Source organism: Oceaniglobus roseus, assembly GCF_002869745.1.
GTDB classification, from domain to species: Bacteria; Pseudomonadota; Alphaproteobacteria; order Rhodobacterales; family Rhodobacteraceae; genus Oceaniglobus; species Oceaniglobus roseus.
Genome location: NZ_PNOS01000026.1, coordinates 46,694 through 66,372 on the forward strand (window position 1 = coordinate 46,694; position 19,679 = coordinate 66,372).

The 19,679-nt window shown below is 70.7% G+C and carries 19 protein-coding genes; 13 read left to right on the top strand and 6 right to left on the bottom strand.

The window, feature by feature from the left end:
* Position 1: 1 nt before the first annotated feature.
* The 4 genes from A7B20_RS13545 (at position 2) to A7B20_RS13560 (ending at position 3,667) form a co-directional block, all read left to right on the top strand.
* Positions 2–562, top strand: coding sequence for a ribosome-inactivating family protein (locus A7B20_RS13545; protein ID WP_102109121.1), 561 nt, complete (start codon positions 2–4; stop codon positions 560–562).
* A gap of 37 nt (positions 563–599) precedes the next feature.
* Positions 600–1,229, top strand: coding sequence for a ribonuclease HII (locus A7B20_RS13550; protein ID WP_102109122.1), 630 nt, complete (start codon positions 600–602; stop codon positions 1,227–1,229).
* Positions 1,230–1,319: 90 nt separating this feature from the next.
* Positions 1,320–2,438 (top strand): site-specific DNA-methyltransferase, encoded by a 1,119-nt coding sequence (locus A7B20_RS13555; RefSeq protein WP_102109123.1) that lies wholly within the window; start codon positions 1,320–1,322, stop codon positions 2,436–2,438.
* A 206-nt stretch (positions 2,439–2,644) separates the two neighbouring features.
* A complete protein-coding gene (locus A7B20_RS13560) occupies positions 2,645–3,667 on the top strand; it encodes an NADP-dependent oxidoreductase (RefSeq protein ID WP_102109124.1) in 1,023 nt (340 codons plus the stop codon).
* A 6-nt stretch (positions 3,668–3,673) separates the two neighbouring features.
* Here the strand turns inward: A7B20_RS13560 and A7B20_RS13565 are convergent, their stop codons facing one another.
* The 3 genes from A7B20_RS13565 to mutY all read right to left on the bottom strand — a co-directional run bounded on the left by A7B20_RS13565 (position 3,674) and on the right by mutY (position 6,779).
* Positions 3,674–4,369, bottom strand: a complete 696-nt coding sequence (locus A7B20_RS13565) for a DUF2270 domain-containing protein (protein WP_102109125.1) — start codon at positions 4,367–4,369, stop codon at positions 3,674–3,676.
* Positions 4,370–4,523: 154 nt separating this feature from the next.
* Positions 4,524–5,669, bottom strand: coding sequence for an alkane 1-monooxygenase (locus tag A7B20_RS13570; RefSeq protein ID WP_102109126.1), 1,146 nt, complete (start codon positions 5,667–5,669; stop codon positions 4,524–4,526).
* 51 nt (positions 5,670–5,720) lie between these two features.
* Complete coding sequence (gene mutY / locus A7B20_RS13575) at positions 5,721–6,779, bottom strand: A/G-specific adenine glycosylase (RefSeq protein ID WP_102109127.1); 1,059 nt, start codon at positions 6,777–6,779, stop codon at positions 5,721–5,723.
* 89 nt (positions 6,780–6,868) lie between these two features.
* On the opposite strand from mutY, the gene A7B20_RS13580 reads away from it, so the two are divergent.
* Together A7B20_RS13580 and A7B20_RS13585 are read left to right on the top strand one after the other, a co-directional pair.
* Positions 6,869–7,411 (top strand): DUF721 domain-containing protein, encoded by a 543-nt coding sequence (locus A7B20_RS13580; RefSeq protein WP_102109128.1) that lies wholly within the window; start codon positions 6,869–6,871, stop codon positions 7,409–7,411.
* Entirely contained in the window at positions 7,408–8,076 is a 669-nt protein-coding gene (locus A7B20_RS13585) for a DsbA family protein (RefSeq protein ID WP_102109129.1), read from the top strand. Before A7B20_RS13580 ends, A7B20_RS13585 begins: the two co-directional genes overlap by 4 nt.
* A 276-nt stretch (positions 8,077–8,352) precedes the next feature.
* Here the strand turns inward: A7B20_RS13585 and A7B20_RS13590 are convergent, their stop codons facing one another.
* Both A7B20_RS13590 and A7B20_RS13595 read right to left on the bottom strand, forming a co-directional pair.
* On the bottom strand, positions 8,353–9,330 hold the full coding sequence (locus tag A7B20_RS13590) for a P1 family peptidase (protein WP_102109130.1): 978 nt from the start codon (positions 9,328–9,330) through the stop codon (positions 8,353–8,355).
* Positions 9,327–10,085: an SDR family oxidoreductase gene (locus A7B20_RS13595; RefSeq protein WP_102109131.1), complete on the bottom strand. Its 759-nt coding sequence runs from the start codon at positions 10,083–10,085 to the stop codon at positions 9,327–9,329. Before A7B20_RS13595 ends, A7B20_RS13590 begins: the two co-directional genes overlap by 4 nt.
* Positions 10,086–10,242: 157 nt before the next feature.
* Here A7B20_RS13595 and A7B20_RS13600 point away from each other — a divergent pair, with 157 nt between their 5' ends.
* The 5 genes from A7B20_RS13600 to A7B20_RS13620 all read left to right on the top strand — a co-directional run bounded on the left by A7B20_RS13600 (position 10,243) and on the right by A7B20_RS13620 (position 16,557).
* Positions 10,243–11,745 (top strand): DUF2125 domain-containing protein, encoded by a 1,503-nt coding sequence (locus tag A7B20_RS13600; protein WP_102109132.1) that lies wholly within the window; start codon positions 10,243–10,245, stop codon positions 11,743–11,745.
* Between the two features lie 95 nt (positions 11,746–11,840).
* Complete coding sequence (locus A7B20_RS13605) at positions 11,841–12,812, top strand: formate/nitrite transporter family protein (RefSeq protein WP_102109133.1); 972 nt, start codon at positions 11,841–11,843, stop codon at positions 12,810–12,812.
* Between the two features lie 122 nt (positions 12,813–12,934).
* Positions 12,935–14,281, top strand: coding sequence for a TldD/PmbA family protein (locus A7B20_RS13610; RefSeq protein ID WP_102109134.1), 1,347 nt, complete (start codon positions 12,935–12,937; stop codon positions 14,279–14,281).
* The gene (locus A7B20_RS13615) at positions 14,268–15,041 is read left to right on the top strand and encodes a 3'(2'),5'-bisphosphate nucleotidase CysQ (RefSeq protein ID WP_102109135.1); all 774 of its coding nucleotides are present in this window, start codon (positions 14,268–14,270) and stop codon (positions 15,039–15,041) included. Before A7B20_RS13610 ends, A7B20_RS13615 begins: the two co-directional genes overlap by 14 nt.
* 214 nt (positions 15,042–15,255) lie before the next feature.
* On the top strand, positions 15,256–16,557 hold the full coding sequence (locus A7B20_RS13620; RefSeq protein ID WP_102109136.1) for an Nramp family divalent metal transporter: 1,302 nt from the start codon (positions 15,256–15,258) through the stop codon (positions 16,555–16,557).
* A 207-nt stretch (positions 16,558–16,764) separates the two neighbouring features.
* Here the strand turns inward: A7B20_RS13620 and A7B20_RS13625 are convergent, their stop codons facing one another.
* Positions 16,765–18,168, bottom strand: a complete 1,404-nt coding sequence (locus A7B20_RS13625) for an MFS transporter (RefSeq protein WP_102109137.1) — start codon at positions 18,166–18,168, stop codon at positions 16,765–16,767.
* A gap of 174 nt (positions 18,169–18,342) precedes the next feature.
* Here A7B20_RS13625 and A7B20_RS21435 point away from each other — a divergent pair, with 174 nt between their 5' ends.
* Entirely contained in the window at positions 18,343–18,588 is a 246-nt protein-coding gene (locus tag A7B20_RS21435; RefSeq protein WP_102109138.1) for a DUF4170 domain-containing protein, read from the top strand.
* A 92-nt stretch (positions 18,589–18,680) separates the two neighbouring features.
* Positions 18,681–19,679 (top strand): 3-deoxy-D-manno-octulosonic acid transferase (locus A7B20_RS21440; RefSeq protein ID WP_281260103.1); only part of this gene is annotated, 999 nt, incomplete at its 3' end.

Genomic DNA, 19,679 nt, shown 5'->3' on the forward strand with positions numbered 1-19,679 from the left:
CATGGAAGTCGTCCTGTTCTACACCCCCGAGCTCTACGTCCAGACCATGGACATCCTGCGCAACCTCCTGCGGCGCAACAGGAACGGCTTCACGCCGGTGGCGCTCTGGACGCAGGAGGGCGAGCGCGACCTGGTCGAGCTGCGGCTGAACCGGCACAACCTCTACATCGAAGGCTTCACCACGCGCCCCGGCGGGCCCAGCTATCGCTTCAGCGACGCGCTGCCCTGGGCGGGGTCGGTCGGTATGCCCTTCACCGGACAGCACGCGGGGCTGATGACCCCGGACGCCACGACGCTGTTCACCGATGCCACCCGCTTCAAGATCGACCAGCTGCGCCACTACGACGGGACGCGCCCGGACGAGCTGCGCCGGTCGCTGGGTTTCTTCGTCGTCGCGATCAGCGAGGCGCTGCGGTTCCGGGCGATCCAGGACAACATCGCGGCCGCGCTGAACGGCGGGCTGCGCTATCGCCCGGCCGAGGATCACCGGAACCTGATGTCGGAATGGCGCCGCCTGACCGAGGCGGGCGACGCGCGGGTCGATCTGCCCTACCTGCCCTAGGCTGTTCGGGCGACCTGTCGGCCGCTATAAGCCCGCCATGGACGCACCGACCTACATCCTTGAACAGGGGCTGAGCGCCCGGGGCCACCTGCGCATCGTCGGCATCGACGAGGTCGGGCGCGGCCCCCTGGCCGGTCCCGTCACCGCCGCCGCCGTGGTTCTGGACCCGGGCCGCATCCCCGAGGGGCTGAACGACTCGAAGAAGCTCAGCGCGAAGACCCGCCGGCGTCTGGCCGACGTGCTCCATGCCCACCACGAGGTGTCGATCGGCGAGGCCAGCGTCGAGGAGATCGACCGCCTCAACATCCTGCGGGCCAGCCACCTTGCCATGCAGCGCGCCGTCGCGGGCCTCTCGGCGCCGCCCGACTTCGCGCTGGTGGACGGCCATCTCCTGCCGGTGCTGTCCTGCGGCGCTCAACCGGTGGTGAAGGGCGACACGCTCTGCCTCTCGATCGCGGCGGCGTCGATCGTCGCGAAGACGTGGCGGGATCAGGGCATGGTGACCCTCGCGCAACAGCACGCGGGCTATGGATGGGAAACCAACGTGGGATACGGCACCGCGGCGCACCTTGCGGCGTTGAAATCCCTCGGTGTCACCCCACACCATAGGCGTTCGTTCAAACCGGTCCACAATATCTTGTATCAAACAATTTATCCAAGTGCCTGATTCAAAAAGAAATTGACCGCGAATCCCCGATGACTCATCCTGCCTGCAATACAAACGGACGCCAACAAAGGCGCCGGCACGAGGCAGAGAATGAAAACCAAGACACCGCAGGCCCAACCTGCGCCCGATCCCATGACGCCGGCCCTGCCGCTGAACCAGATCCTGGCCGGCGACTGCATCGACGCGATGAACGCGCTTCCGGCCGCGTCGGTGGACCTGGTGTTCGCCGATCCGCCCTACAACCTCCAGCTGAAGTCCGAGCTGCACCGTCCCGACAACTCCCGCGTCGACGCGGTGGATGACGCCTGGGACCGCTTCGCCAGCTTCGACAGCTACGACGCCTTCACCGAGGCCTGGCTGAAGGCCGCCCGCCGGGTGCTGAAGCCCCACGGCGCGATCTGGGTGATCGGCAGCTATCACAACATCTTCCGCGTCGGCGCCGCGCTCCAGAACGCGGGCTACTGGATCCTGAACGACGTGGTCTGGCGCAAGTCGAACCCGATGCCGAACTTCCGCGGCAAGCGGCTGACCAACGCCCACGAGACGCTGATCTGGGCCTCGCGCGAGGAGGCCAGCAAGTACACCTTCAACTACGAGGCGCTGAAGCAGCTGAACGAGGGCGTGCAGATGCGCTCGGACTGGGTGCTGCCGATCTGCACCGGCCACGAGCGGCTGAAGGACGAGGCGGGCGAGAAGGCCCACCCGACCCAGAAGCCCGAGTCGCTGCTGCACCGCGTGATCCTCGGCACGACCAACCCCGGCGACGTGGTGCTCGACCCGTTCTTCGGCACCGGCACCACCGGCGCCGTGGCCAAGATGCTGGGCCGCGACTTCATCGGGATCGAGCGTGAGGAAGCCTACCGCGCTGCCGCCGAGAAACGGCTCGCCAAGGTCAGGAAGTACGACCGCGAGGCGCTGACCGTCACCGGATCGAAGCGCGCCGAACCCCGCGTCGCCTTCGGCGTGCTGGTCGAGCGCGGGCTGCTCCGCCCCGGCGAGATGCTGCTGAACCCCCGCGGCCAGATGGCCAAGGTGCGCGCCGACGGCACGCTGATCGCCGACCAGGTCAAGGGATCGATCCACCAGGTCGGCGCCGCGCTGGAGGGCGCGCCGTCGTGCAACGGCTGGACCTACTGGAGCTTCAAGCGCGACGGCAAGACGGTCCCCATCGACATCCTGCGCCAGCAGATCCGCGCCGAGATGACCTGAGGCCAGCCCCCCGAATACCAAAAAGTTACCGCCGGTGCCCCCGATCGCCCTCGATCGGCGGGCCCTACCTTGCCCCGCCTTTCGGCGGGGCTTTTTTTTGCCCGGCACGGTGACGCCGCGGCGTGGTCCGGAACCCGTCCGCTCCCCCTCGCAGTCCCCGCTTCGACGCCTAGATCAGGGGGAGAACAGACCGAAGGACTCTTCCCATGCCCCATGAAGCCCACCGCATCACGCTCGCCCGCCGACCGAAAGGCGAACCGACGCCCGACGATTTCGGCCGCGAGACGGTCGACCTGCCCGAGCCTTCCGAGGGCGAGGTTCTGGTCCGCACCATCTGGCTATCCCTCGACCCCTACATGCGCGGCCGCATGGACGACGCGAAATCCTATGCCGATCCCGTGCCGCTGGGCGGTGTCATGGAAGGCGAGGGCGTGGCCGAGGTGATCGAGTCGCGGCACGAAGGCTTCGCCAAGGGCGATATCGTTGCCGCCCGTACCGGCTGGGCCTCCGCCGCCGTCGTGAAGGGCGAGGGCCTGCGCAAGGTCGACCCCTCCATCGCCCCGATCCAGACTGCCCTCGGCGTTCTCGGGATGCCCGGCCTCACCGCCTTCGTCGGCGTCGACACGGTGGGCAAGGCGCAGAAGGGCGAGACCATCGTGGTCTCCGCCGCCACGGGCGCCGTCGGCACCGTCGCGGGCCAGCTCGCCAAGGCGCGCGGCCTGCGCGCGGTCGGGGTCGCCGGCGGGGCCGAGAAATGCGCCTATGCGGTCGATGAACTCGGCTACGACGCCTGCATCGACCACCACGCCGAGGACTTCGCCGAGCAGCTCGCCGCCGCCGTCCCCGATGGCATCGACGTCTACATCGAACACGTTGGCGGCAAGACCCTGTCAGCGGTGATCCCGCTGATGAACCAGAACGGCCGGATCCCGGTGATCGGCATGATCGCCTGGTACAACGGCCAGAACCTCGACCAGGCGCTGCCGCTGCCGAAGGTCTGGCGCACGGTCCTGACCAAGCGGTTGACGATCCAGGGCATGCTGGTGTTCGACCACGCCGACCGTCGCCCCGATTTCGAGAAGGAGGTCGGCGCGCTGATCCGCGACGGCAGGCTCACCTACCGCGAAACCGTCGCCGACGGCCTCGACAACGCGCCCGAAGCCTTCATCGAGATGCTGAAGGGCGGCAACTTCGGCAAGCAGCTGGTGCGCGTCGGCCCCGACCCCTGAGCGGCGTCAGCCCATCCCGCTCGCGTCGTGCCGAAGCGCGGCGCGACGGGCGTCGTCGCGCCAGCTCCAGAGCGCGATGGCGCTCCAGCTGAGGCAATAAATCGCGCCGACGCTCAGCACCACCCACCCCTGCACCGGCCCCACCGCCGCCCGCTGCGGAAGCTGCCACGCGTGCTCGATCGGGCTCGGATGCACCGCCAGCTTGCCGCCGTAGGCCAGCGTCTGGATCAGCAGGATCCAGAGATAGTTCCGCCGGATCCGCCGCCCCAGCGCCACCTTGGTCGAGACGTGATAGCGCGGATGCCAGTAATCCTCGGCCAGCCGCCGCTGCCAGCCTTCCTCCAGGTGGATGTCGCCGTCATGCAGCATCGGCGCGAAGAAATGCTTCTCCATCCACCGGCACCGCGCCCGCCAGACGTTGAAATACCGGTACCGCCGCGCCTCCAGCATCAGGAAGAAGATGATCAGGATCCCGACCAGCAGCAACGGCAGGGCCGAGGCGGCGGGCGAGGAATAGGAGAGCGACAGCGCGATCCCCAGCGTCACCACCGACCAGTTCGTCGTCGTGTCGAGCCGGGTGCGCCATATCGTCGAACGGTACACTTCGCCGCGATAGAGATGCGCCACGGCCCCGATCTCGGCCGATGTCAGCTCCTTCCGCCCGTCCAGTCCTTGGCCCACGCCGCGTCCTCCCCTGGCCATGGTGCCACGGGCACGCCGCCCCGGGCAACTGCGCCCATGGGACATTTCGGATTTTGAGTATTTTTGCAAAGAAGAAGCACAAGCCGGGCTTCTTCTTTGCCCAAATACTCCCGCCGGAGGCATCCGCACCCTCCGCCCGCAGACCGCCGCCGCATCAGCGCGGCCAGGGGTTCGTCGCCGCCCTGTAGGGCGCCCAGTCCGTGATCTCGGGGTAATAGGTCCGCCGCCAGGCCCGGACCCTCGGGTTCATCACCCGCCGCCACAGGGGCGGCACCATCGCGGCGACGGTCATCACCGGATAGCCGTAGGGCAGCTGCGGCGCCTCGTCCGCGCCATAGGTCTGGAGCAGCGGGAAGCGGCGGTCGGGCTTGTAGTGGTGGTCGGAGTGGCGCTGGAGGTTGATCAGCAGCCAGTTCGACGCCCTGTGCGCCGCGTTCCACGAATGGCGCGGCTTCACATGCTCGTACTTGCCGTCGCCGAGGTGCTTGCGCGTCAGCCCGTAGTGCTCGACATAGTTCACGAGCTCCAGCTGCCAGACCGCGACGAGCGCGGAATAGAGCAGCAGCGCCAGCCCCTCCCAGCCGCCAAGCAGCAGCGCCAGCGCGACGTATCCGGCCTGTAGCGCCAGATACCGCCAGAACGGGTTGCTCCGGTGCCAGGCGGGCAGGGACCGGCGCGCCAGCATCGCCGCCTCGGCCCGGAAGGACGAACGCAGGCACTGCCACAGCACCCGCGGAAAGAAGCGGTGGAAGCCCTCGTTGTAGCGCGCCGTGACCGGATCGCGCGGGGTGGCGACATAGCGGTGGTGGACCAGCAGATGCTCGCTCCGGAAGTGCGAATAGAAGACCATCGCCAGCAGCAGGTCGCCCAGCCAGCGCTCGACCCGGTTCTTCTGGTGCATCAGCTCGTGGGAATAGTTGATGCCGATGGTGCCGTTGATGACGCCGACGCCGAAGAACAGGCCGACCTTCTCCCAGCCGCCCAGGTGGTCGGCCCGCACCGCATACCAGATCAGCCCGAAGGTCAGCAGGAATTGCAGCGGCCACCAGACCAGGGTGATCGCGCGGTACCAGAACAGCTGCGCATCCGGCGTTCCGGGGTCGGCGTTGCCCTCGTTCAGCCCGGCGAAGGCGTCGACGACCGAGAACAGCACCCAGGTGCAGAGCGGCATCAAGAGCACCGCCCAGCCGCCGGTTCCCGCGGCGGCGATGGCCAGCGGCACCAGCAGCAGCGACAGCCAGAAGGGCAGGGCGCGGGCCAGTCCCGCGGCGGGGGCGAAAGAGGGCGTGGTGTCGGTCATGGCCGCAGCTGTCTCAGGTCTTTCGGGCACCATAATGGCACCGGCGCGAAGTCACAAAGGACCGAGCGTCGCGGACGCCACGTCATGGGCCTTTCGCATCGCCGTCGGCAGGTCCGAGGGGCGGAAGGCGGCGCGGGGCAGGAAGTCACCGCGCTCCGGCGTCGCTTCGGCGTCGACCTCGGCCACGCGGAGCGCGAGGATCAGGTGGAAATGGGTGAAGGTGTGGCGCACCTCGACTCCGGGATCGCGCCAGTCGGCCTCCAGCGGCGGCGCCTCCTGTGCAACCTCGCCCCAGGGCGCGCCGGGCCAGCCCAGCATCCCGCCCAGAAGCCCCGACTCCGGCCGCCGCTCCAGCAGCCAGGCGCCGTCGCTGCGCCGCGCGAGATAGGCGATGCCGCGGCGCACGGGCTTCGCCGCCTTCGCGCGCTTGCGCGGCAGGTCCGTCTGGATCCCGGCGGCCCGCGCCGCGCAGTCGGTCATCCAAGGGCAGATCCCGCAGGCGGGCGACTTCGGGGTGCAGATCGTCGCACCGAGGTCCATCACCGCCTGCGCGTGGTCTCCGGGTCGCTCCGGCGGCGTCAGCCGCGCGGCCAGCGCCGTCAGTTCGGCCTTCGCATCGGGAAGGGGCGTCTCGACGGCGAAGAGCCGGGACATCACCCGCTCCACGTTGCCGTCCACCACCACCTCGGGCAGGTCGAACGCGATGGCCGAGACCGCTGCCGCCGTATACGGCCCGATCCCCGGCAGCGCCCGCAGCGCCGCGGGATCGTCCGGGAACACCCCGCCGTGCTCGCCCGTCACCACCCGCGCGCATTTCAGCAGGTTCCGCGCGCGGGCATAGTAGCCGAGGCCGGCCCATTCCCCCATCACGTCCCCGTCGTCCGCTGCCGCCAGGTCGGCGACGGTGGGCCAGCGCGCGGTGAAGCGGTGGAAATAGTCCCGGACCGCCGCCACCGTCGTCTGCTGGAGCATCACCTCCGACAGCCAGACGCGGTAGGGGTCGGGGCGCACGCCCGCGGCACGCTCGGCCGGGCCGGTGCGCCAGGGCATCGCCCGCGCGTTCCGGTCGTACCAGTCCAGCAGCTCTCGGCTCAGGCGGCTCTCACGCAATCTTTATGCTTTCGTCAGGGGCTTTGCCGTTGGTAAGCGGTGCCGGCCAGCCTAAGCTCTGCAACACCGTCCAGCGCCGGATATAGACCATGGTTCAGCGAAAGACACCCGCACCCCGCCGCGGCATCAAGGGATTCCAGAGTGCCTCGGCGCTGCTCCAGTCCCGCATCCGCGAGGCGGGCGAGCAGCGCGGCTTCGCCGTCACCCGGCTGCTGACCCACTGGGCCGAGATCGTCGGCCCCGACGTCGCCGGGATCAGCCGCCCGGCCAACGTGAGCTATGGCCGAGGCGGCTTCGGCGCGACGCTGTCGCTGCTGACCACCGGGGCGCAGGCGCCGATGCTGGAGATGCAGAAGGAGAAGATCCGCGAGCGGGTGAATGCCTGCTACGGATACGCCGCGATCTCGCGCGTGCGCATCACCCAGACCGCGCCGACCGGATTCGCCGAGGGGCAGGTGAGCTTCGATCACCGCCCGAAGAAGGACGCCGCGCCGGCGGCGGACCCCGAAACCGCGGCCGTCGCCCGCGCCGCTGCCGCCCCGGTGGGCGACGCCGGATTGCGCGCGGCCCTTGAAGCCCTTGGGCAGAACGTCCTATCTGCCCGCAAACAGAACATGAGGCCCGACCGATGAAGAGACTCCCAATCGCCGCCGCCCTGATCCTGCTTCTCGGCGGGATCGGCTGGTATGCCCTCGGCTCCAGCCAGTCCGTGCCCGGCGTCACCGACTTCTCGGTGCAGGCGCAGGAGGGCAAGACCTCGGACGCCGACCTGTCGCTGGTCGAGGAGATGTCGCTGGGCAAGGAGGACGCGCCGGTCGAGGTGATCGAATACGCCTCGTTCACCTGCCCCCACTGCCGCGCTTTCCACGACGGGCCGATGAAGCAGCTGAAGGCCGACTACATCGACACCGGCAAGGTCCACTTCATCTACCGCGAGGTCTATTTCGACCGCTACGGCCTCTGGGCCGGCATGGTCGCCCGCTGCGGCGGTCCGCTGCGCTATTTCGGGATCTCCGACCTGATCTACGACCAGCAGTCCGAGTGGACCAAGGGCGAGCCCGCGCAGATCGCCGCGAACCTCAGGAAGATCGGCAAGACGGCGGGGCTGTCGGACGAACAGCTCGACGCCTGCATGCAGGATTCGGCCAAGGCCGAGGCGATGGTCGCGACTTTCGAGAAGAACGCCAAGGCGGACGAGGTGAACGCCACGCCGACCTTCATCATCGACGGTCAGAAGTATTCGAACATGAGCTACGAGGAGTTCTCGAAGACCCTCGACGAGAAGCTGGCCGACTGAGCCGGGACTGACCCGGCGGGGTGCTGCCGCATCTGCGCGATGCGCGCGACAGAGAGAGGGCGTCCCGCGGGGCGCCCTCTTGTCGTTTCGCGCTGCGCGGGGGCCGGGCGGGGGGGCTCCCGCCCCCCCATCGTTGCCTGCGGCAACGCCCCCCCCGGGGCGCGCCCCCGGTCCGGCCGCGGTGCGGGAAGGCGGGCCGGGCAGGGGGCTGCCCGCCCCCGTCGCCTGCGGCGACTCCCCCGGGGATATTTGGAAAGCAAAGATGGGGGGCGACGCTCAGCGGGGAAAGTCGGCGAGGTCCAGTGCCGCGAAGCGGCTGGGGCGGCCGGTGGCGGCGTCTGTGCCGGAGGTCGCGGTCGCCGCGGCGAGGGCGTTCAGGATCGCCTCTTCCGTCGTCTCGATCGCGGCCTCGAACAGGGGCGAGAGGGCGTCGTGGGGCGGGGGGGTGCCCTTCGCCGTCGCGAAGGCGAGCGCGTAGTCGCCCGAGCCGCTGGAGAGCGCCGCGCCGGTGCGGGCGAGGCCGCCGAAGCTGCGGGTGGCGAGCCGCGTGAGGCGGGGCGCGTCGAGCGGCGCGTCTGTGGCGAGGACGATCACGATGGAGCCGTCGGTGTCGGTCCCGGGGTCGTTCTGCCAGGGCCGCCCGCCGACCAGCAGGCGGCCGCCGAAGTTCGCCTGCACCAGCACGCCGAGCATGTGGCCGCCGACCCGCCGCGAGGCGGTGCCGATCCCGCCCTTCAGCCCGAAGGCCACCGTGCCGGTGCCCGCGCCGACGCAGCCCTCGGCCACCGGACCCTCGGCGGCGGCGTCGAGCGCGCGGCGCATCTCGGCCACCGTCGGACGGGGGGCGCGGATGTCGTTCAGGCGCGAATCGTTGGTCTCGCCCACCACCGCGTTGATCGAGGTCACGCTTCCGTTGCCGGGCTGCGCGAGGGTATGGGCGATCAGCGCCTCCATCGCCCGTCCCACGGCCAGCGTGTTGGTCAGCAGCACCGGCGTCTCGAGCTCGCCCAGCTCCTGCACCTGCGTGGCGCCCGCGAACTTGCCGAAGCCGTTCAGCACCGAAAGCCCCGCCGCCACCCTGTCGCGGAACAGGTTGCCGCCGTGGGGCAGGATCGCCGTGGCGCCGGTGCGGGTGCTGTTCCCCTCGTGCAGCGTCAGGTGGCCGACGCGCACCCCGGCGACGTCGGTGATCGCGTTGAGCGGACCCGGCGGCAGATGGCCGATGACGATGCCGTGGTCGCGCAGGCGACTCATCGCGCCAGGCCGAGCCGTGCGCGGATGCCCTCGTCGCGCAGCGAGATCTCGCGCCCGAGCCATTCGTCCGCCTCGGGGGAGCACATCCAGACCAGCGCCTTCGCGGGCCATTCCGGCGGGATGTGGTCGGACCAGTCGAGGCGGCTGACCGGGTTCACGCCGCTGGCCTTGATCTCCTTCTGCATCTGCGTCGCCACGGTGCCCGGCGAGAGGCCGATGACGCGCAGGCCCCGGTCGCGCGCCTCGTGGTCCGCGCAGGCGGTCAGCATCGCCGCGCCGGCCTTCGACGCGCAGTAGTGCGACCAGCCCTCGATCGGGTGATGCGCGGCGCCCGACGAGATGTTCAGGATCGTCCCCGCCCCCTGGGCCAGCATCACCGGCATCGCCGCGCGCATGCCGTTGAAGACGCCCTTCAGGTTGATGTCGACGACCTGGCCCCAAGCTTCGGGATCGGCCTCCGCCAGGTGGGCCACCGGCTCGATCACGCCGGCGTTGTTCACCAGCACGTCGAGGCGCCCGAAGGTCTGCACGCAGGCGTCCACCGCCGCCGCCACTTCCCAGTAGCGCGAGACGTCGCAGGGGATCGCCAGTGCGGTGTCCGGTCCGAGGCTGCCCGCCAGCTCGGCCACCGCGTCGCGGCTGCGCGCCAGCAGGACGACCTTCGCGCCCGCCGCCGCGAACTCCCGCGCCGCCGCGGCGCCGATGCCGCGGCTCGCCCCCGTGATCATCGCCACCTTGCCCGTCATGTCGGTCATGTCCGTTCCCTCTCTTGGCCAGGGCAAGACCTAGACCGCCCGTTCCGCCGGGGAAAGGCCGAGCGTTCACCAAGATGCGACGGCGCCGCCCTTGACGCTGGACCGCGTGCCGATCACCCTGCGCGGGCAACCTCGGGCAACCTGACGGGATTCCAGCATGACCCAAGTCCATCGAGCGGCCGGCCTTGCCCTGGCGCTGACCTCCGCCACCGCCGCAGCCGCCCATGCCGACGTGACACCGGCCGAGGTGTGGGAGAGCTGGCGCGCCGCCTATGCCGCCGCCGGGGTCACCGTGACGCCCGGATCCGAGCAGAGCGCCGACGGCACGCTGACCCTGACCGACGTGGCGTTTTCGGCCAGTGCGCCGGACACCGAGCTGAGCGGCAGCATCCCGCGGATCGTGCTGGACGACAACGGCGACGGCACCGTGACGATCACCATGTCGCCCGACTACAGCCTGCGGGTGCAGACCGCGCCCGCCGAGGGCCCGGCCACCGACATGCATCTCGACGTCGCGACGACCGACATGGCGTTGACCGCCTCCGGCACGCCCGACGCGATCACCTATGCCTATGTCATGCCGCGCCTGACCCTCGACATCGCCGACCGGGCCGAGCCGGGGTCGGGGATGCGGGGGACGCTGACGATCGAGGACGGCAAGGGCACCTCGACCCTCTCCGCCACCGACAGCGGCCACAGCTTCGCCTACGACCTGGCCGCGGCGCGGCTGCGGACCGACCTGACCGTGACGCCGCCCGACCAGCCGGGGGGCAAGGTCGACATGACGCTGAGCTATGCCGATCTCGCCGCCGCCTCGGAAGGCGATCTCGGCGCCGGTCTGTCGCTGAACACCGGCACCGCCGCGCTGCCCGAGGGGGCGACGGTCAGCGGGACGGTCCGTCTCGGGGCCGGAGAGCTGCGCATGACGGTCGCCGATCCCGAGAACGGCGAGACGCGGCTGACCTCGGCCTCCGAGTCGGGCAGCCTCGACTTTGCCAACGAGGGCGTGATGGTGAACTACCAGGCCGCGTCCGAGGGCGTGACCTTCGCCCTGTCGGGGGACAGCGTGCCGGTGCCGGAGGTGGGCGGCGCGGCACGGCGCGTCGGCTTCACGCTGCGCGCGCCCATGGGCGCCACGCCGAACCCGCGGGACCTGGAGCTCGGGGTCGAGCTTGCGGGCCTCACCCTGTCCGACAGCCTCTGGTCCATGGTCGACCCGGAGTCGAAGCTGTCGCACGAGCCCGCCACCCTGCAGCTCGACCTCTCCGGCAAGGGCCGCCTGCTGCGCGATCCCTCGGCGGCGCCCGAGACGCCCGGCGCGCCCCCGGCCGAGATCCAGTCGCTGGACCTGAACCGCCTGATGCTGGACCTGCTGGGCGCGCGGCTGGACGGCTCGGGCAGCTTCAGCTTCGACAACAGCGCGCCGGGCGTCGCGCCGGGGCTTCCGGCGGCGGACGGCAGCCTGGACCTGAAGCTGACGGGCGCCATGGGGCTGCTCGACACGCTGGTGCAGATGGGCTTCGTCGCCCAGAACCAGGCGGCTGGCGCGCGGCTGATGCTGGGGCTGTTCACCACCCCGGCGGGCGAGGACACCGTCACCTCGAAGATCGAGGTCACACGCGACGGCGCCATCTCGGCCAACGGCCAGCGCCTGAAGTAACCCCGGCGCGCGGCAAGGTCATTTCGCCGCGCTGCGGAACCGTTGACCGCGCAAGGGGTTCTCGACGGATGTGGCGCCGAGAAGGACTTCGTTAGATGAACACCCATGCAGAGCCCGGCAGCGCGTCGGACCCGCACAGCGAGAATTCGCGCGACGACGAGAAGCGCGACGAGACCCGCGACGCGCAGCACGACGACGACAAGCGCACCGAGGCGAAGGTGCGCGAGCGCGAATCGCGGGAGAAGACGCCGACCCGCACCGAACGGTCCCTGACCCAGGAAGAGCGCGAGTCGGTGCTGGAACACGGCCGCCTCTCGGCCCTCGCCGTCTATTCCATCATCCTGCGCGAGGGCGAGGAGGAACTGCGCCGCCCCAAGACCTCGCTCTGGTGGTCGGGCGTGGCGGCGGGCATCGGCATCTCGACCTCGGTCCTCGTGGAAGGCATCCTGCGTGCCAAGCTCGGCGCCGATCATGCCTATCTCTCGATCCTCGAAAGCATCGGCTACACCTTCGGCTTCGTGCTGGTGATCCTGTCGCGCCTGCAGCTGTTCACCGAGAACACGATCACCGTCGTCCTGCCGATCCTGGCCGAACCGACGCGCGACCGCTTCTACTGCTCCGCCCGGCTCTGGGGGATCGTGTTCGTCGCCAACATGGTGGGCACCTTCGTCACCGCGGCCATTGCGGTCCACGGCGGCGTGATGCCCGAGGAGGTGCTGGGCGCGATCCTCGACATCTCCCGCCACCTGGCCGAGTTCACGCCGTTCGAGGCGATGCTGCGCGGCATCCCTTCCGGCTTCTTCATCGCGGCGCTGGTCTGGATGCTGCCCTCGGCCAAGGGGTCCGAGCTGCTGCTGATCATGCTGTTCACCTGGCTGATCGCCGCGGGCGACTTCACCCACGTCGTGGCCGGATCGAACGAGATCTTCAGCCTGGTGCTGGCCGGCGAGATGTCGTTCTTCACCGCCTTCACCCATTCGATCTTCCCGGTCCTCATCGGCAACATCATCGGCGGCACGGGCCTGTTCGCGATGCTCGCCTACGGCCAGATCCACGAGGAGATGTAGCGCGCGGTCGGCGGCGCCCGGGTTTCCGGCGCTGCCGCTGTCCTGCCGCCCCGGGAACCCCGCGCCCTTGCAAGGCGCCCCCTGCCGGCTTAGGTCACGGCGCATCCAGACAGGAGCGCCCGATGTCCGACCGCCTGACCTCCCTCACCGCCGATCTGCTTGCCGCCGCCGCGAAGGCCGGGGCCGACAGCGCCGACGCCCTGGCGGTCGACGGCACCTCGGTCTCGATCGACGTGCTGAACGGCAGGCTGGAACAGGCCGAGCGGTCCGAGGGCATCGACATCGGCCTCCGCGTGCTGATCGGCCGGCGCCAGGCCTGCGTCTCGGCCTCGGACATCAAGCCCGAGACGATCCGCGCCATGGCCGAGCGTGCCGTCGCCATGGCCCGCGAGGCGCCCGAGGATCCCTACATCGGCCTCGCCGACCCCGCCGAGCTGGCCCGCGGCTGGGATCTCGCCGCGCTCGACCTGGTGGATCCCTCCGAGGAACCCGCGCCCGCGACGCTGGAGGAGGACGCCCGCCGGGCCGAGGCCGCGGCCCTCGCCGTCGACGGCATCTCGCAGGTCCAGAGCGCCAGCGCCGCCTATGGCCGCCGCGCCATCCACCTTGCCACCTCCAACGGGTTTTCCGGCGGGTACGGACGGACCGACCGCGCCATCTCCTGTGTCGCCATCACCGGCGAGGGCACGAAGATGGAGCGGGACTATTACGGCGACATGCGCATCCACGGCGCCGACCTCGACAGCCCCGAAACCATCGGCCGCATCGCCGCCGAGCGCACGCTGGCCCGCGCCGGGGCGCGCCAGCCGAAGACCGGCGCCTTTCCGGTGATCTTCGACGAACGGGTCGCCGGCTCGCTCGTCGGCCACCTCGTCATGGCGATCAACGGCAGCGCCATCGCCCGCGGCTCGTCCTGGCTGCGCGACGCCTTGGGCGCGCAGGTGCTGCCGAAGGGCATGTCGCTGATCGAGGATCCCCACCGCCCCCGCACCGCCGGCTCGCGCCCCTTCGACGGCGAGGGCCTGCCGACCCGCCGCCGCGCGGTGGTCGAGGACGGGGTGCTGACCGGCTGGACGCTGGACCTCGCCAGCGCCCGCCAGCTCGGGATGCAGAGCACCGCCAGCGCCTCCCGCAGCACCGACGGACCGCCGCGACCCAGCACGGGCAACCTGGAGCTGACCCAGGGGGCGCAGAGCCGGGAGCAGCTGATGGCCGAGATGGGCACCGGCCTGCTCGTCACCTCGATGATCGGCAGCTCGATCAACCCGAACACCGGCGACTATTCCCGTGGCGCCTCGGGCCTCTGGATCGAGAACGGCGAACCCGTCTACGCGGTCAACGAATGCACACTCGCGGGCAACCTGCGCGACATGCTGCTGACCCTCACCGCGGCGAACGACGCGCGCCCCCACCTGTCCCGCGCCATCCCCTCGCTCCGGGTCGAAGGGCTGACGCTTGCCGGAAACTGACCTCGAGCTCCTGGTCCGCGCGGCCCGTGAAGCGGGCGGGATCGCGCGCCCCCACTGGCGCAGCGATCCCCGGACCTGGGACAAGGGCGACGGCGCGGGGCCGGTGACCGAGGCCGACCTCGCGGTGAACGCCCACCTCCACGCGCTGCTCGGCGCCGCGCGGCCCGGGTATGGCTGGCTCTCCGAGGAGTCCGAGGACGATCCCGCCCGCCTCTCGGCCGAGCGGGTGTTCATCGTCGACCCGATCGACGGCACCCGCGCCTTCATCGCGGGCGAAACCGCCTGGTCCCATTCCCTTGCCGTGGCCGAGAACGGCCGGATCACCACCGCCGCCGTCTATCTTCCCGTGGCCGACAAGCTCTATGCCGCGGCGGCAGGGCAGGGGGCGACGCTGAACGGCGCGCCGATCAGGACCTCCGCCGCCACCGATCCCGAAACCGCGACCCTCCTCGCCTCCCGCCCGGTGGTCCACCCCGACCGCTGGCGCGCGCCGATGCCCACCTTCGCCCGCCACTTCCGCCCCTCGCTCGCATACCGCCTCTGCCTCGTGGCGGAGGGCCGGTTCGACGCCATGCTGGCCCTGCGCCCGACCTGGGAATGGGACGTCGCCGCGGGCACGCTGATCGTGACCGAGGCCGGGGGCACCGCCACCTCGCGCACCGGCGCACCGCTGACCTTCAACGCCCGCCATCCGCAGATCGACGGCACCCTCGCCGCCGCCCCGGCGCTGCACGCGCCGCTCCTGTCCCGCCTCGCCTGACCGGGCAGGAGGGGGGTAGGATGGGTGATATCACCCATCCTGCGAGATATCCGCGCCTCCGAACCCGACATCTGCCCCCCCTGGGGCGCCGCGCGCGGGATGGGTGAGATCACCCATCCTGACGCCGGAAAGGTCCGTACCGCGCGACGAACCCGTTTGACATTTCCGCCGCGCGCCCCACTCCTTCCTGCGAGCCGTTCGCAAGAAGGATCCCATGGCCGACGTCGCCCATTCCCTGACCGACCGCACCTCCGCCCGGATGGAGCAGGTGCTGGCGGGCAGCCGCACCGGCCCCCGGGCGGTCCTGCTCTTCGCCGGTCCCGCCGTCATCGCCTCCATCGCCTACATGGACCCCGGCAACTACGCGACGAACATCCAGGCGGGGGCGGGATACGGCTATGCGCTGCTCTGGGTCGTGGTGCTGGCCAACCTCACGGCGATGCTCTTCCAGGGCCTCTCCGCCCGGCTTGGCATCGTCACCGGCAAGAACCTGGCCGAGCACTGCCGCGACGGCTTCTCGCGGCCCACGGTGCTCGTCATGTGGTTCGTGTCGGAGATCGCCGCCATGGCCACCGACCTGGCCGAGTTCCTGGGCGGCGCCATCGGCCTCTCCCTGCTCTTCGACATGCCGCTGATGGCGGGCATGGGGGTGACGGCCGTCGTCACCTATGCCCTGCTTCTGGTCGAGGGGCGCGGCTTCCGTCCCATGGAGCTCATCGTCGGCGTCCTCGTCGGGGTCATCGGCCTCTGCTACCTGGTCGAGCTGTTCATCGCCCCCATCGCCTGGGGCGAGGCGGCGTACCACATGGTCCTGCCGACCGTGCCCGACGGCGCCGCGCTGACCATCGCGGTCGGCATCATCGGCGCCACGGTGATGCCCCATGCGATCTACCTTCATTCCGGCCTGACCCAGGCCCGGGTCAAGGTCCGGAACGACACCGAGCGCGCGCGCCTCCTGCGCTTCTCCAACATCGAGGTCGTCGTCGCCCTCGCCATCGCCGGGATGATCAACATCGCCATGGTGATGATGGCCGCCTCGGCCTTCCACAGCGGCAACCCCGAGGTGGCCGAGATCGAGACCGCCTACCACACCCTGACGCCGCTTCTCGGCGGCGCGGCGGCGGCGGCCTTCCTGATCTCGCTGATCGCCTCGGGCGTCTCCAGCTCGGTCGTCGGCACCATGGCCGGGCAGATGATCATGCAGGGCTTCCTGCGGCTCAGGATCCCGCTCCTCGTCCGCCGCCTCGTCACCATGGCTCCGGCGTTCCTCGTCGTCGCGCTCGGCGTCAACCCGACGCAGGCGCTGGTCTGGTCGCAGGTGGTGCTATCCATCGCCCTGCCGATCCCGATGATCGCGCTGATCGTCTTCACCTCGCGCCGTGCCACCATGGGCGCCTTCGTCCCCTCCCTGGCGCTGCGCAGCCTGGCGGTGATCGGCGCCGCGGTGGTCCTCACGTTGAACTTCGTGCTCCTCGCGCAGGTCTTCGGCGTCCCGATCCCCTTCCTCGCCGACTGAACACCAAGAACACGTAACCCAGTCCGCAACCCCCCACATCTTTGCTTATCAAATATCCTCGGGGGGTCGCCATTGAGCGCCATTTGCGCAAGCGCAATGGCGACGGGCAGACAGCCCCCGGTCCTGCCCTCTTAACCCGAACCAAGCGCCAGCCCCCGGCCCGTAGGCCGGGCTTCAGCCCGGCACGCCCCCATGGAACGCGAAACCCTACTCCGCCGGCCGCGCCAGCAGGCTCTCCCCCGACCGCCCCGTCAGCCGCGCCAGCCACAGCACCGAGCTGAGCGACACCAGCCCCACCAGCACGAAGACCGGGGGAAACGCCGCCGCCACGATCGCGCTCCGCCCTGTCAGCGCCAGCACCGCCTCCAGCCCGAAGGCCGCCACGGTGATCCCCAAGGTCTGCGAGAGCTGCTGCAGCACCGCGCTGAAGCTCGTGGCGCTGCCCAGGCGCTCGGACGGCACCTCGGCATAGGCGAGCGCGTTCAAAGCGGTGAACTGGAGCGAGCGGCACACGCCGCCGAGGAACAGAACGAGGACCATCGCCAGCGCGGGCGTCTGCGGCGTGAACAGCGCGGGCACCGCCAGGAAACCGGCCGCCACGAAGGCGTTGACCAGCAGCACGCGCCGGAAGCCGAAGCGCTGCAGCACCGGCTGGGCGATGAACTTCATCAGGATCGCCCCGATCCCCGTGGCGAAGGTCAGCGACCCGGACTGGAACGCCGACAGCCCGAAGCCCAGCTGCAGCAGCAGCGGCAGCAGGAACGGGATCGCGCCGCCGCCGGTGCGGAAGAACAGCCCGCCAACCACCGCCACCCGGAAGGTGGGCAGCCGCAACAGCCGCAGGTCCACCAGCGGCCGCTCGACCGCGAAGGCGTGGCGCACGTAGCCGAGGCACAGCGCCAGGCCGCCGACGACCATCGCCGCCACCACCGGCGCCGGCGCGACGCCGAGCCCCGCCATGGTCAACCCGGTCAGGAACAGCGCCACCCCCGGCCCCGCCAGCACGAAGCCGGTGGCGTCGAAGGCCACCTTCGGCGCCGGGGGCAGTTTCGGGATGAACCGCGTCACCAGGAAAACGCCCAGCACGGCGATCGGGATGTTGATCCAGAAGATCCACCGCCAGTTGGCATAGGTGGTGATCGCGCCCCCGACCAGCGGCCCCATCACCGGCCCGATCAGCGCGGGCACGGTCAGCCAGGCCAGCGCGCCGACCAGCCCCGCCTTCGGCGTCGCCCTCAGCACGATCAGCCGCCCCACCGGCACCATCATCGCGCCCCCGAGCCCCTGGAGGACCCGCGCCGCGACCAGACCGCCCAGCGACTGGGACAGCCCGCAGGCGATGGAGCCCGCCGCGAACACCGCGATGGCCAGCCGGAACAGCCGCCGCGCCCCGAACCGGTCCGCCGCCCAGCCCGAGGCCGGGATGAACACGGCCAGCGCCAGCAGGTAGGAGGTGAGCGCCAGTTTCAGGTGGATCGGGTCGGTCCCGAGATCCCGGGCGATCTGCGGCAGCGAGGTCGAGAGCACGCTGGCGTCGAGGTTCTCCATGAACAGCGCCACCGCCACGATCAGCGGCACCGCCCGCTGCCTCACCCGCTCACCGAACCTCATGCCCGCTCCACCCGAAACAACCCGTAGCAAGATGCGCCCCGACGGCCGGCCGTCAAGCGCCGACCTCCGGCAGGCCCGGTCCCGCCCCGATGCTCCGCCGATCCGGGGAGTTGCTCCGCCGCAGCGCGGCATATACGATGCCCGCCAACGGAACCGAACCGAGAGGGGCACCACATGGCCCAACGCCTGCATCTGGTCTTCGGGGGCGAGCTGACCGACCCCACGAAGAACGTCTTCAAGAACGTCGAGGACATCGACATCGTCGGCATGTTCCCGAACTATGCCGCCGCCTACGACGCCTGGAAATCGGCCGCGCAGCGCACCGTGGACAATGCCCACATGCGCTATTTCATCGCCCACATCCACCGACTGCGGGACGAGGAGACGCCGGCCTCCCCGACCGAGGAACTCGGATCCTGATCAGCCTCTGGCGCCACCGTCTCCGTGCCCGCACGGAGGCCGCGAGCCTGTCACGGCAGTCCAGGAAATCGCCCGACGCGGCGGCCGAGCGGCTGGGCAAGGCGGGCCTGCCGCGCCCGGAGGGGCCGCTGCTGTGGGCGCACCTGGCGCCGGACGCGGATGCCCAGGCGCTGGCCCAGCTCCTGTTCCGCCTGCCCGACGACCAGCCCGTCCTGCTGACCCACAGCGATCCGCGGCCCGGGGTCGCCTTTCCCGGCACCGTCCTCTTCCAGTGGCTTCCGGTCGAGACGGACAGGGCGGTGCAGGGCTTTCTCGATCACTGGCGGCCCGACGTCTGCGTCTGGGTGGGCGGCGCCTGGGCCCCGGTGCTGCTGGGCGAGACACGGGCCCGGGGCATTCCCGCCTTCGCCTTCGATGCCCGCCTGTCCGACGCCCTGGCGCGCCGCCGCCGCTGGCAGGCCAGCCTCGCCCGGGCCGAGCTTTCGCCGTTCCAGCGGATCCTGACCGCCTCGCCCCGGGATGCGGCGCGGCTGACCGCCTTCGGCGCGGACCCCGAGGCGATCGAGACCGTGGGCTTCCTCGGCTCCGCCGCGGCGGCGCTGCCCTGCAACGACAACGACTGGAGCGAGATGTCCGAGGCCCTGATGGCGCGCCCCGCCTGGCTGGCCGTCGGCGTTCCCGAGTCCGAGATCGGCCTCGTGCTCGAGGCGCACCGCCTGGCCAGCCGCCTGTCGCACCGGCTGCTGCTGATCCTCGCGCCCGAGGATCCCGCGCTCGGCCCTTCAATCGCCCGCCGGAGCGAGGAGGTCGGCTGGCCCGCGGCCCTGCGCACGGTCGAGGAGGAGCCGCTGGAGGAGACCCAGGTGTTCATCGCCGACAGTCCCGGGGAGCTTGGCCTCTGGTATCGCCTGGCCCCAGTGACCTTCATGGGCCAGACCCTGCGCGGTACCGGTCCGGGCCGCTCGCCCTTCGAACCGGCGGCGCTCGGCTCGGCGGTGGTGCATGGGCCGCGCACGGCGGGGCACGCGCCCGCCTACGCCGCGCTGTCCCGCGCCGCGGCCGCGCTGTCCGTGACCTCGGCCGAGGCGCTG